Source organism: Bradyrhizobium sp., from assembly GCF_035570375.1.
Lineage (GTDB): Bacteria > Pseudomonadota > Alphaproteobacteria > Rhizobiales > Xanthobacteraceae > Bradyrhizobium.
The window spans coordinates 18,703-31,691 of sequence record NZ_DATMLW010000159.1; the positions used below are offsets into that span (position 1 = coordinate 18,703).

Consider the following 12,989-nt stretch of genomic DNA (forward strand, 5'->3'; position numbering starts at 1 on the left):
GAGCCGTCGTTCCGGGGCGCGAGCAAAGCGAGCGAACTATGGTGCGCGATTGCGCACCTGAGAACCTCGAGATTCTCTGATGTGCAATTGCACACCACAGTTCGATGCTCTGCATCGCCCCGGAATGACGGCTAGAGCCGTTTCGGTTCTGATTGAATCAGAACCGAGGCTCTGATCTTTTGTTTTGACGCGTTTTCTTCACGCGAACCGGTATCCACTTCGCTCGAAAACGCTATAGGCCATCACTTCTTCCCGCGCGCGATGCCGTCCGCGATCAATTGATGCGCTTCTTCCGCATCGCCCCAGCGCAGCACCTTCACCCATTTCCCGGGTTCGAGATCCTTGTAGTGCTCGAAGAAATGCCGGATCTGCTGCAGCGTGATGTCGGGCAGGTCGCTATAGGTCCTCACCTTGTCGTAGCGCTGGGTGAGCTTGGAGGACGGCACCGCGATGATCTTCTCGTCGCCGCCGGCCTCGTCTTCCATCAGCAGCACGCCGACCGGCCGCACGCTCATCACCGCGCCGGGAACGATTGCCCTTGTGTTGGCGATCAGCACGTCGCAAGGGTCGCCATCGTTCGAAAGCGTGTGGGGAATGAAGCCGTAATTACCGGGGTATCGCATCGCGGTGTACAGGAAACGGTCGACGACGAGCGTGCCGGCTTCCTTGTCGAGTTCGTACTTGATCGGTTCGCCGCCGACCGGCACTTCGATGATCACGTTGACCTCGCGCGGCGGATCGACCCCGATCGAGATGGCGTCAATGCGCATGGCTCGCCTCCCACAAGGTTTTTGGTCTGATTCCGCCCCGAAGCTCGAAAGGTTTGAGGCGGCCTGTTTGCGCCACCCCGCGTTAGCTTCTCTCAAAAAAATCCGGATCGGGCGTGCTTCGAACGATCGAAGTTTTAATTGGTCCAGGCGAAGGCGACCTTATCGAGCGACTTCGGCCCGAATTTCTCCGAGGAACGCGCCACCATGCGGCCACCGAGCGCGCGGTAAAACTCGGTCGCAGCCTCATTGTCGGAAAGCGCCCAGATCACCATGCTCTTCAAGCCGCTCTGCAACAGGTCACGCCTTGCGGCGGTGAACAGCCGCCGACCGAAGCCGAGGCCCTGAAATTCAGGCCGCAGATAGAGCTCGTAGATTTCGCCTTCGAAATGCAGGCTGCGGGCGCGGTTGCGGCCGTAATTGGCATAGCCGGCGATCTTGTCGCCGAACACGAGCACGCTCACGCGGCTGCCCTTGCGGATCGCGCTGTCCCACCATTGCGGACCGCGCCGGTTGATCAGCTTCTCAAGCTCCGCGCCGGGAATGATGCCCTGATACGCCGAACGCCAGGCTTCGTCATGGGTGGAAGCCACCGCAGCCGCGTCCGCAGCTTTGGCCGGTCGTACCTCGATCAGGGTTGTGCTCATGTTCGGATCAAAGCAAGTCGGCGCGTCGGCTTCAAGGTCTATCGTTAATTATCGGTTAACCTGTGGATTTTCTGCATCAGTTTACCGACCGAACTGTGCCGAAAGTGGACAGACCGATGGCGTTGCGGCATTTGGCCGGGCGCCGCCGGGGCTTGCCGGGAATTTGACAGCCTGTGCAGGGTTGTCGCCTTCACCAAAAAGGCCGTCTTCACCAAAAATTGCACCGATTGATTCGGCGCTGATGGAGGGGTTCGCGACCACCCGGCTGTGGGCACAATTTGCAAAAGTGTCCGCGGCAATGGGAAGCGAATGTTAGAATCGGCCCATTCCGAAGTTCACAACCGTGGCGGGCAAGGTTCATGGCATCCTTAAAAGCGTTTTTCCCCTTGGCCTTGCTTGGGTTGGTTTGGGCGCACGCCGCAGCCGCACAAGCGCACCTCGGTCCGCAGGGGGCAGAGGGCGAACCCAATCGCGAACAGCAATGGCTGGTGCCGTCGCCCGACCCGAGCCTCGCCGCGCATGCGGTATTGTTTCGGCCGCCGGGCGAGGGACCTTTTCGCCTGGCAGTGATTGCCCATGCCACGACCCAGAACGTGCTGCGTCGCGCCCAAATGCCGCAGCCGGAATACCGCGCGCTTGCCGCGTGGCTGGTGGCGCGAGGCTTTGCCGTTCTGGTGCCGGAACGTCCGGGCCATGGTGCAACCGGCGGAAAATATTTCGAGGACCAGGGCGGCTGCGACGAGGCCGACTATTCCCGCTCGGGGCGCGCCACCGGCGAGGAAATAGCGGCGGCGCTGACCTATATGCGGGAACAGTCCTTGATCCGGCAGGATGGTGCGGTCGTGGTCGGGCATTCGGCCGGCGGCTGGGGTGCGCTGGTGCTGGCAGCCGGCGATCCGGCTGCCATTTCCAACATCATCGTCTTCGGCGCGGGCCGCGGCGGTCACGCCAACGACTTCGAAAATCAAATCTGCGCGCCGCACACGCTGATCGCGGCGGCCGGCGAGTTCGGCCGCACCGCGCGCATTCCCGTGACCTGGCTGGTGGCGGCCAATGACAGTTATTTCTCGCCGCAGTTTTCCAGGAAACTCGCCGACGCGTTTCGCACCAGCGGCGGAAGGGTCGATTTTCGGGTGCTGGCGGCCTCGGGCAGCGAGGGCCATTGGTTGCCGGAGACGGAGGCCGGCGTCAAAAGCGCAAGTGCGGAGCTCGATCGCGCGCTCAAGCTGCGCACGCGCGGCGCGGCCGCCAAGTGATGACGGCCTATTTCCTCATCAAATATTTGCACGTGCTTGGCGCGATCGTCATTCTCGGCACCGGGATCGGCATCGCCTTCTTCATGCTGATGGCCCATCTCAGCGGTGACAGAACATTCATCGCGCGCACGGCAGCTACAGTCGTGATCGCGGATATCGCGTTCACCTTGAGCGCGGTGATTCTGCAGCCCATTAGCGGCGGGATATTGATGGCATTGTCGGGAACGAGCTTGGCCGAGCACTGGCTTCTGGCTTCGATCGCCCTCTATGCGCTCGCCGGACTGTTCTGGATTCCCGTGATTTTCATGCAGATCGAGATGCGCGACCTCGCCCGCGCCGCCGCGACAAAGCACGAGCCCTTGCCGAAGCGCTATTTCGAGGTGTTTCGCCGCTGGTTTGCCTTCGGCATTCCGGGTTTCGGCTCGGTGATGGTCATCCTCTGGATGATGATCGCCAAACCAGATTTTTGAGCAAGCCGGCATGGTTGGGACCAAAAAAATTCTTGTGCTCGGCGCCTCCGGCCTGATCGGGCGCTTTGTCACCGACGATCTGCGCGCGCGGGGTTTTCATGTGGTTGGGGTTGCGCGGCGCTTCTCGTCTTCGCAAGCCGCCGGCGCCGACGATCTGGAGATGCCCCTTGTTGCGATGGATTCGGGCGCTTTGGCGCGGCTGATCGATACCCACGACATTGACGTCGTCGTCAATTGCGTCGGTCTGTTGCAGGATGTGCCGGGCAGCGATGTCGGCGCCGTGCACCGCGATTTCGTCGCGCGGCTGGTGCGGGCGATCCGCGAAAGCGGCCGCTCGATCTACCTTGTGCACATCTCGATCCCGGGCGAAGTGGTCAGCGACCGCACCGACTTTGCCACCACAAAACGCGAGGCCGAGCGTCTGATCGCCAGTTCCGGGATTCCTGGCGCGATCCTGCGGCCGGGTTTTGTCATCGCACCTGCCGCTTACGGCGGCAGCGCCATGGTGCGCGCGCTCGCAGCACTTCCGTTTCAACTTCCCGCCACCGAATCAGGGGTGCCATTCCAGCCGGTGATGGTCGGAGACATCTCCGCGACCATCGCCTTTCTTGCCTCGCGAGAGGGCGGCGACAAGAGCACCGACGCCGTGGTCTGGGATCTCATGCAGCAAGAGCCCGTCACGCTCGGCGGCGTCATCGATTCATTTCGCTGCGCGCTTGGTACAAAGGCTTTGCCGCGCATCACCATTCCCGCCTTCGCGCTCGATCTCGGCGCCAGACTCGGCGATTTCGCAGGCCGGCTCGGCTGGACGCCGCCGATCCGAAGTACCGCGCTCGCCGAATTGCGGCGCGGCGTCCGCGGCGATCCGTCGGCCTGGATGGCGGCAACCAATATCGTGCCGGCGGATGCCGTGCGAGCGACGGGCCTTCGCGGCGCGACCATCCAGGACAAATGGTTCTCCCGCCTCTACCTGATCAAGGCGCTGGTGATCGCAAGTCTCGTGGTGTTCTGGAGCCTCTCCGGCTTCATTGCCCTGTTCGTCTCTTACGATGCGGCTACCGATATCCTTCGCAGCCACGCCTTTCCGCCCGCGCTGGTCGCGCCGATCACGGTCCTTACCAGTGTGATGGATATCACGATCGGTGCGCTGATCGCCTTTCGGCGCACTGCGGCATTCGGTTTGATCGCGGGCATCGCCGCGTCTTTCGGCTATATGATCGCCGCCGCGATCCTGACGCCGGATCTGTGGATCGAGCCGCTGGGAGCGCTGGTGAAGACCGCACCCGCGGTCGTCCTGATGCTGGTCGCGCTTGTGACGTTGGATAACAGATAACAGGATATGAAGCATGTCCTCGGGCTTGACCCGAGGGTGGGTGCCGGCTCGCGTGAAGAAAACGCGTCAAAATAACGGGTGATCACGATGCGCCCATGGCCCGACGACGACGTGATCCTCTATGACGGTGTTTGCGTGTTCTGCTCGCGCTGGGTGCGTTTTGTAGCCGCGCGCGACAGGGAGCGGCGCTTTCGCTTCACCGCGATTCAGTCGCCCTACGGCACGCGGCTCGCGCGAGCGTATCGCATCGATCCGCAGGATCCCGACACCAATGCCGTGATCCATGGCGGCGTCGCCTATTTCAAATCCGACGCGGCGCTGACGGTGCTGGGTCTGTTGCCCGGCTGGAGCTGGGTGCGCGTGTTGTTCGCGGTGCCAAAATCCCTGCGCGACGCCATCTACAACCTGGTCGCGCGCAACCGCTACCGGATTTTCGGGAAGTATGAGGCGTGCTTTGTGCCGGATGCGGAGTTCAGGGACCGGGTGATGGAGTAGCGGGTGGCAGAGAAATAGACCTCGACAATCGCACAATCCAGGGTGATAGTGGCTGACATTTCAATCGGTAATATTTCAATGTCCGAGATCGCTGTCCCGTCACAGACTGTTCCGGGGCCTGGAGCTGTCGACAAGATTGAACCACCAGTGCGCCGCACCGCAGTGCTTGTGGTGCACGGCATGGGCAGTCAGCGGGCGCTGGACACAGTCCGCGGGGTCATCAATGCGGTATGGCTCGACAAGGACACTGAGCCCGGCCCGAACGACAAGCGCTACTGGCTGCATCCGGAACGCAAGAGCGACGATTTGGATCTGTCAGTCCTCACCACCAATGAGGTTCCAGGCACCGTCGACAAGCGCAGTGTCGATTTTCACGAACTCTACTGGGCGCATCTGATGAGCGAGACGCGGGCGGTCGCGGTCTTGCTCTGGTTGTTTGAGCTCGTGCGCAAGGGGCCACGGCTCAAGCGCGGCATGCGCGCGCTGTGGTGGGGCGCGACGATCTTTTTGTGTTTGCTGGTGCAGTCCGTGGTGCTTCTCGTTCTGCATGGGATACTGCTGTTGCTGGGCAATCCGCCGCTCATCGATGACAAGGTTCAATTCGCCGTCACCAAGGGGGCGAGCTCGATCTTCCTGTGGAATCATCCCTATCACGAACCCGAAGCCTTGCTGCTCGCGCCTTTCTTCGTGCTGTTCATGGCGGCCACCTTTGCTGTCTTCTTTGCGGCCTCGCGCGGGGCCTGGAAAATCCTGGTGGGCGCCGTGGTTCTGGCAGCGATATCCGGAGCGATTTTCTATACCGGCATTGCCCATGAGACCCTCGCCTGGCTGACGTCCCTGTTCCTGCCGATCCTGATTTCGCTGTGTGTCGCCGCGATCGCCATGGGCAGGTGGGGTGCGATCGCAATGATGGCCACCTACCTGCTCTCATCGGGCTTTTTCGTGCTTTACCTGAATGCACGATATCTCTTCGATTGGAGCGGTCTCAAATCTGCGGGCAATATCTTTGCACTAAACGGCGGGCCGTTCTCCGACATCCTGCAGCACGGCTGGATTTTCTGGAGCCTGAACGAGCGCTACAGCGCGGTGATCGCATTCGCCGTCATACTCTTGTACCTCGCGCTTTATGCCTTGTTCCTTCAGCCCTATCTCGGCGATGCGGCGCGATATTTTCGTGCTTCGCCAGGCAATGTGCTGGTCAGGCGAGAAATTCGCAGGCAGGCGGTCGAAATGCTCGACACCTTGCACAAGTGGGGCACCTACGACCGAATTGTTGTGGTCGCGCATAGTCTGGGGACGGTGGTTGGCTACGACATGCTGCGTGCCTATTTCAGCAGGGTCAACAACCGTCTTCCTCGCTCCGATCTTCTTGAACCGGAGTTCTCCCAGCTCGACCAGCACGATCCGGAAAACCCTTCCGGCGCGATCACGAGCCAAGCCGAATTCTGCGCGAAAGGACGCGCCCTGATCGGAAAAATCGCGGCAGAAACCATCAACAGTCCGACCCCCGCCAATCAAAAGCTCCCGACCTGGCTGGTCACGGATTTCGTCACGCTGGGCAGTCCGCTGACCCACGCGTACTATTTGATGTGTGACGGCAGTACGGAGGAGAAACTTGTCGACGATTTTCATCGCAGGGTGAAGCAGCGGGAATTTCCCGTTTGCCCGCCGAAAAAACAGGATGGGGATGGGCTGCTGTCGTTCACGAACCCGAACACCAGGCGAAAAGAGTTTCATCATGCCGCGCTGTTCGCAATGACTCGTTGGACCAACCTGTTTTTTCCGATGAACCAGATGTTCTGGGGTGATGCGATTGGCGGCGCCCTCAAGGACATCTTCGGCCGCTATATTGGGGATACTCCGGTCTCTACCGTGAGCCCCGCGGCCCCCAGGTTCTTCACCCATACGGCCTATTGGAAGACCAGCTGCCCCGATGGACGGGCTGCGCCGCACATTGTTGCCTTGCGGCAGGCAGTGGATCTCGAGGACGTCTAGTCGCGCGCAACCGCTGCCGGATTTTCGGGAAGTACGAGGCGTGCTTCGTGCAGGATGCGGAATTCAGAGACCGGGTGTGAGAGCGACACAGAACGCGACGAGCGGTGTTCTTGGATCACTAATCCCAACAAAATTGGTGCTCCATTCACCACGAAAGCATTCGCTTGCCCACCACCGTTCCAAAGAATGTTTTAAAACTGAGGACATTACTGTGACGCTCGTATTCGGTTTCTTTCGATTTTTTCAAGTGTTCAGGGACCACAAGGATAATTCCCATGGATTCCATTTCCTCGATCGCGTTCGCAGCTATGTTTTCATCAACAGTGCCGAGAAAGAGTTCACAACCGTGCATCTCCCGTTCGACCTGCTTCCACCGCTCGCGCAGCGTGGTCTTCGCGCTTAAAATTAAACCCCGGTCCTTACCTTTTCGAGGTTTGGCAAGGTGAGCAAACGACGGAAGGACAAAGTCTGGTCGCTTGCGAGCTTGGATCACTACTTGCTTCCCGAAGGGGACTTTCCCGTCCAAAAGCATACGTTCAATGTGGTGTTCAAAGGACACTCCGGCACGGGCTTTGCGCTGCTGACCAGCTGATAGCATGTAGCGATCAATCTCGGGCAGGCGATCAACGAGTGCGTGGATAATGCTGGCGATTGGGGGGGCCTGGAACGTCTCCAAGAACAATTCTAACCAGCCCAACTGCCCTTTCGCGAAGCTGGTAGCTGCGAAAAAGATCCCATTCAATCGCTCGACTGATTTCCCGAAGGGCGTCGCCCGGCGCCTCCATGTCAAACGGGTTTAAATCACTCCGAGCATGTTTCCTCAGATAAGCGTCTCGCGCCTCACCGGCCAGTGCCACACGGTAATCTCCTAGTCCAATCGGAATTCACTATCCTTTCCGCCGGTGTCGCCCGAAAATCGCGACTTGGCCGCATCGAGCTCTTTTTGGAGCGCTCGAAAGATCTTCTTGGCGTCTTCGTCGGTGTACTCGTAGGCGCTTCTGTTCGCGAGGTTCCCGATCAACCGCACGTCCTTGATCGCGCGGTTCACTCGCGCCTCAGCCAACTCCACGAATTTTTTCCGCTTGTCGCGCAAGGCGTGCTCCCCAGCCCCCTTTTTTTGCCAGCGCGGGAGCCTTCTGTCAACAATACTTCGCAAATATATGCGAAATATCACGAATGTGTTTGGATGCGCTTGTTATAAATAGTTGACTTTTAAAGGAAAATCATCGTAGGTGATCGGTTCGGCTTGGTAGCAAAGACGTCCCAGCCGGGCCGAGCTTCGCATCTACAAGCGCCCCCATCACCTCCCGCGCCGCCCTCTCCCCCGAATCCTTCGCTCCATGGGCGGTTGAGAAAAAATTCGGCGAAGTCGCTTCGCCCGCAAAGAACAGGCGGCTGTCGACGGGAGCTGCGAGCGCGGCGCGCATCCCGGCGTGTCCGGGCAGCGCATGCGAATAGGAGCCGCGGGCGAACGGGTCTTGAGCCCAGCGCGATTCGGCAAGCGGCTTGAGCCGACGGCGGTAGTCCGAACCAAGCATCGCCACGATCTCGTCGATGGCTTCTTCGGCGAGCGCGCCTTCGCCGGCCTCTTCCAGTTCGCGCGCGAAACGCCCGCCGAAAAAGCCCTCGATGCAGGGCTGCCCAAAGGGACGCAGATGATAGGCGCCCATCGCCGTGCGCATGGTGGCGCCGCGCAAATTGCCGTCCACGGGCAGATCCTCAGGCTTATCCAGCGCCAGCGTCACCTTGTCGGCGAGCCCGAGCGGCAGGGCGCGCGCGGCATCGACCTTCGCAGGCAATGCCGGGTGGAAACGGATCGCCTCGTCCGCGATCAGGTTGGTCGGCACCGTGACGATCACGCGGCCAGCAGAAAGCACGCCCTTTGAGGTCTCGATCCGCACGCGCGTGCCCGAATGGTCGATCAGCGTGACTTCGGTTTTCAGCGCCAACGGGCAGGGCGCGCCATAGGCGGCCATCAGTGCGCCGTAGCCCTCCCGCACCCGCCAATTGAGCCCGGTGTCCTCATAGGCGTCCATGTCGAGGATCGAAACACGATCGAGCTCGGTGCCATTGATATAGGTCGAGATCGCATCGATCATCTCGTTCCAGCGGTTACCCGGTTCAAGACAGGCATTCGCTGGGCCGTCGCGGCCGCTTTTCGCGGCTTCCTCGGCGCGTTCGTAAAAGGCGTCGATCGCACGCATGAATTCGCGGCGCTGCTCGGGCGGAAAGACCGCATCAAATCCCCGCTCGCGCCACGGCGGACGGTTTTTGTCGATTTCGAAATTCAATTCTTCCGCAACCGCGACAAAGGAATTCTTGTCCGCCGAATGCAGCCAGCCGCAGCCGACGTCGAAGTTGATTTCGGGCGAGGGCATGATGGTATGACCGCGTCCGCCGACGCGGTCGCGCGCTTCCACGACCAGCAGCGAAAGACGGGAATTCTCCAGCGCACGCGCTGCGCCAAGGCCGGCGGCCCCGGCGCCGATAATGGCTACATCGACTTCGGAAGGAAGGGGCATGGTTAAAGTGTAGGGGGCGAATGGTGAGTGGCGAACAGCGAGTAGGTAAGACGCTCTTGCTCTATTCGCCACTCCCTATTCGCCATTCGCCACTTGCCTACGCCACCGCCTGCCTGGCCTTTTCGGCGCGCTTGCGGTCATTGGCATCGAGAAACTTCTTGCGCAGCCGGATCGATTTCGGCGTCACCTCGACCAGCTCGTCGTCCTCGATATAGGCCAACGCTTTCTCCAGCGTCATTTTGATCGGCGGCGTCAGGCGCACTGCTTCGTCCTTGGCGGTAGTGCGGATGTTGGTGAGCTGCTTGCCCTTGAGCACATTGATCTCAAGATCGTTGTCGCGGGTATGCTCCCCGACGATCATGCCCTTGTAGACCTTCCAGCCGGGCTCGATCATCATCGGACCGCGATCCTCCAGCTTGAACATGGCGTAGGCCACGGCCTCGCCCTGGTCATTGGAGATCAACACGCCGTTGCGCCGGCCCTGGATATCGCCCTTGAAGGGCGCATATCCATGGAACAGCCGGTTCATGATCGCGGTGCCGCGGGTGTCGGTGAGCAGTTCGCCCTGATAGCCGATCAGGCCGCGGGTCGGCGCATAAAACACCAGCCGCAAGCGATGGCCCCCGGAGGGGCGCATCTCGATCATCTCGGCCTTGCGTTCGCTCATCTTCTGCACGACCACGCCGGAATGCTCCTCGTCGACGTCGATCACGACTTCCTCGATCGGCTCCTGCCAGCCGCCGGTGGTCTCGTCCTGCTTCAAAACGACGCGCGGACGCGACACGCTGAGCTCAAAGCCCTCGCGACGCATGGTCTCGATCAGGATCGCGAGCTGCAACTCGCCGCGGCCCGAAACTTCCATCGCATCCTTGTCGGCGGATTCGGTCACGCGCAGCGCGACGTTGCCTTCGGCTTCGCGCAGAAGCCGATCGCGGATCATGCGGCTCGTCACCTTGTCGCCTTCGGTGCCGGCGAGCGGTGAATTGTTGACGATGAACGACATCGACACTGTCGGCGGATCGATCGGCTGCGCCTTCAGCGGCGTCTCGACGGTGGGATCGCAGAAGGTATCGGCCACGGTGCCCCTGGTGAGGCCGGCAATGGCGACGATGTCGCCGGCCTCGGCCTCCTCCAAAGGCGTGCGCTCGATGCCGCGGAACGCGAGGATCTTTGTCAGCCGTCCCTGCTCGATCAGCTTGCCGTCGGCATGGAGTACCTTGACGGTCTGGTTCGGCTTGATGCTGCCGGAGGTGATGCGGCCGGTGATGAGGCGGCCAAGATAGGGGTTGGCCTCCAGGATGGTGCCGATCATTCGGAACGGCCCGTCCTCCACCGTCGGCGGGGCGACGTGGCGCAGGATCAGGTCGAACAGCGGCTGCATGCCCTTGTCCTTCGGGCCCTCCGGGCTTTCCGCCATCCAGCCCTGCTTGGCCGATCCGTAGAGAATCGGAAAATCGAGCTGCTCTTCGCTGGCATCGAGCGCGGCGAACAGGTCGAATACCTCGTTGATGACCTCGGTTGGGCGCGCGTCGGGGCGGTCGACCTTGTTGATGACCACGATCGGCTTCAGGCCGACCTTGAGCGCCTTCGACACCACGAACTTGGTCTGTGGCAGGGGGCCTTCGGCGGCGTCCACCAGCACCAGCGCGCCGTCCACCATGTTCAGAATACGCTCGACCTCGCCGCCGAAATCGGCGTGGCCGGGCGTGTCGACGATGTTGATGCGGGTGTCCTTCCACTGCACCGAGGCCGCCTTGGCCAGAATCGTGATGCCGCGCTCGCGCTCCAGATCGTTGGAATCCATCGCGCGCTCAACCACGCGCTGGTTTTCACGAAATGTGCCGGATTGCTGCAGCAGGCGATCGACCAGCGTGGTCTTGCCGTGGTCGACGTGGGCGATGATGGCGACGTTGCGAAGCTTCATGGGTCACTTCTTGTTCGATCTCGACAATGGTCTTGGCGCGATCTCGCGGGAAAACCGGGACCTTTGCCTCGCGATGACGCTTTAAAAAACCTGAATTTCGGTGAGGCTCTTGCCAAAAAGGAAGCCCGGCCGAAGCGACCGGGCACGCCTTTACTAGTTGCGACGCAATATAGTCAGGAATTGCCGGGAAACAATGGCTTGTTTCGGGTTTGGTTAGCCGATTTTGACCCAAAACAGCCGTGAGTTACGCAACGTTGGACGTTTCTGTCGGGTAGACCCCGCGCAATACTTCCTCAAAGTGATTTTTGACGTTTTCGTTACACAGGCAGGCTCGCTTCTGCAACGCCTCTCGGTTGCGGACCAGAATCGAGCCGCGGCGGGTCTCCAGCACGCCCTCGCTCTTGAAAATCTGGATAACCCGGCTGGCATAGCTGCGGCCGACGCCCAGTAACGTGGCGAGTTGCTCATGCGTCAGCGGCACGACATTGTCGCCGTTGGTGCGTTCCATGGCCGAGATGATCCACTTCGCCGTGCGCTGCTCGATCGAATGGGCCGCGTTGCAGGCGGTCGACTGAAACATCTGGGCCAGCAGGCAATCGGCATATCGCGCAAACACATTGCGCAGCGAAGGCGAGGTGGTTTTCGCCTCATCCAGCCTCGCGATGGGCAGGCGCACAAACGGCCCGCCGAATTTGACGGTCATGCGGGTATAGGCCGGCAGGTAGCCGAGACTGACGATTCCGCCAACCGCGCCCTCGCGGCCGACAAGAATGGTCTCGACGTCGCGGCCATCCTCGCTCGCGACCAGATAGGAAACGAGGCTGGCGCCGCAGGGAAAATGGACCGTGTCGACATCGTCGCCGGGATTGTAGAGCGGCGTGTTGGACCGGGCCTCTTCGCGCACCAGATGCGGCGCGATCAGCGCGAAGTCGCCGGCGCTGAGCCGGCGCAAGAGATTGTTGCACGGCCGATCGGCGCCGTTGCCAGCGTGCGACGTCATTCGGAGTCCCTTGGGTTTGCGGTCCTCACAATAAGCGCTCAACCTTCGGCGGTTCCGTCTACTAGTGCACAGACAAACGCCTGAGGCAGTGGGAAGGTTTCGCCAGAGGAACCTGCTAGAATGCGTTTCTTTCATGCCTTTGGTCGGAACTTTTGCCAGTCCCCAAGATGAGTTCATGGATATTTTGAGCGATCGCCTGCCCGACGACGTGCTGATCGTCGAGGACGACCCCATCATCGCGCTCGGTTTTGAAGATACGATTGTCGGCTTCGGCGTCAGCGTGGTCCGCACCGCCGCTAGCGTCAGCCAGGCACTGAAGATGATTGAAGAGCGTGCGCCGGAGTTTGCGCTGCTCGATGTCGCATTGGTCCGGGAGATGAGCTTTGAGATCGCCGAGCGGCTCGATGCGCTCGCAATTCCGTTCGCCTTCGTCACCGGATACAGCGCCGATGTGAAGGTCCCCGTGGCGTTTACGGAACGGCCGCGATTGCCCAAGCCCTGCACGGCCGATGCGTTGTTGGCTGTGTTGAAAAGCTATCGCCTGGCGCAGTGATTGAACTGGAGATCGGAATTTTGAGCC

The 12,989-nt window shown here is 60.8% G+C and carries 13 protein-coding genes; 6 read left to right on the plus strand and 7 right to left on the minus strand.

What is annotated here, in order from left to right:
* Positions 1–242: 242 nt before the first annotated feature.
* Together ppa and VNX23_RS17135 are read right to left on the minus strand one after the other, a co-directional pair.
* A complete protein-coding gene (ppa, locus tag VNX23_RS17130; protein WP_325631913.1) occupies positions 243–770 on the minus strand; it encodes an inorganic diphosphatase in 528 nt (175 codons plus the stop codon).
* A 134-nt stretch (positions 771–904) separates the two neighbouring features.
* The gene (locus VNX23_RS17135) at positions 905–1,414 is read right to left on the minus strand and encodes a GNAT family N-acetyltransferase (protein ID WP_325631914.1); all 510 of its coding nucleotides are present in this window, start codon (positions 1,412–1,414) and stop codon (positions 905–907) included.
* Between the two features lie 359 nt (positions 1,415–1,773).
* Here VNX23_RS17135 and VNX23_RS17140 point away from each other — a divergent pair, with 359 nt between their 5' ends.
* The 5 genes from VNX23_RS17140 to VNX23_RS17160 all read left to right on the plus strand — a co-directional run bounded on the left by VNX23_RS17140 (position 1,774) and on the right by VNX23_RS17160 (position 6,963).
* Positions 1,774–2,670 (plus strand): alpha/beta hydrolase family protein, encoded by an 897-nt coding sequence (locus VNX23_RS17140; RefSeq protein ID WP_325631916.1) that lies wholly within the window; start codon positions 1,774–1,776, stop codon positions 2,668–2,670.
* A complete protein-coding gene (locus VNX23_RS17145; protein WP_325631918.1) occupies positions 2,670–3,140 on the plus strand; it encodes a DUF2269 domain-containing protein in 471 nt (156 codons plus the stop codon). Before VNX23_RS17140 ends, VNX23_RS17145 begins: the two co-directional genes overlap by 1 nt.
* Positions 3,141–3,150: 10 nt before the next feature.
* Entirely contained in the window at positions 3,151–4,473 is a 1,323-nt protein-coding gene (locus tag VNX23_RS17150) for an SDR family oxidoreductase (protein ID WP_325631920.1), read from the plus strand.
* Positions 4,474–4,560: 87 nt separating this feature from the next.
* Positions 4,561–4,968, plus strand: coding sequence for a thiol-disulfide oxidoreductase DCC family protein (locus VNX23_RS17155; protein WP_325631922.1), 408 nt, complete (start codon positions 4,561–4,563; stop codon positions 4,966–4,968).
* A 78-nt stretch (positions 4,969–5,046) separates the two neighbouring features.
* Positions 5,047–6,963: a hypothetical protein gene (locus VNX23_RS17160; RefSeq protein ID WP_325631924.1), complete on the plus strand. Its 1,917-nt coding sequence runs from the start codon at positions 5,047–5,049 to the stop codon at positions 6,961–6,963.
* Between the two features lie 145 nt (positions 6,964–7,108).
* Here VNX23_RS17160 and VNX23_RS17165 read toward each other — a convergent pair whose 3' ends face one another.
* The 5 genes from VNX23_RS17165 to VNX23_RS17185 all read right to left on the minus strand — a co-directional run bounded on the left by VNX23_RS17165 (position 7,109) and on the right by VNX23_RS17185 (position 12,409).
* The gene (locus VNX23_RS17165) at positions 7,109–7,705 is read right to left on the minus strand and encodes a type II restriction endonuclease (RefSeq protein ID WP_325631925.1); all 597 of its coding nucleotides are present in this window, start codon (positions 7,703–7,705) and stop codon (positions 7,109–7,111) included.
* Between the two features lie 126 nt (positions 7,706–7,831).
* Entirely contained in the window at positions 7,832–8,011 is a 180-nt protein-coding gene (locus tag VNX23_RS17170) for a hypothetical protein (protein WP_325631927.1), read from the minus strand.
* A 175-nt stretch (positions 8,012–8,186) separates the two neighbouring features.
* Complete coding sequence (locus VNX23_RS17175; RefSeq protein ID WP_325631929.1) at positions 8,187–9,485, minus strand: NAD(P)/FAD-dependent oxidoreductase; 1,299 nt, start codon at positions 9,483–9,485, stop codon at positions 8,187–8,189.
* Between the two features lie 97 nt (positions 9,486–9,582).
* A complete protein-coding gene (typA, locus tag VNX23_RS17180) occupies positions 9,583–11,409 on the minus strand; it encodes a translational GTPase TypA (protein WP_325631931.1) in 1,827 nt (608 codons plus the stop codon).
* A gap of 244 nt (positions 11,410–11,653) precedes the next feature.
* Complete coding sequence (locus VNX23_RS17185; protein WP_325631933.1) at positions 11,654–12,409, minus strand: Crp/Fnr family transcriptional regulator; 756 nt, start codon at positions 12,407–12,409, stop codon at positions 11,654–11,656.
* A 175-nt stretch (positions 12,410–12,584) separates the two neighbouring features.
* On the opposite strand from VNX23_RS17185, the gene VNX23_RS17190 reads away from it, so the two are divergent.
* Positions 12,585–12,962: a response regulator gene (locus tag VNX23_RS17190; RefSeq protein WP_325631935.1), complete on the plus strand. Its 378-nt coding sequence runs from the start codon at positions 12,585–12,587 to the stop codon at positions 12,960–12,962.
* Positions 12,963–12,989: the final 27 nt, after the last annotated feature.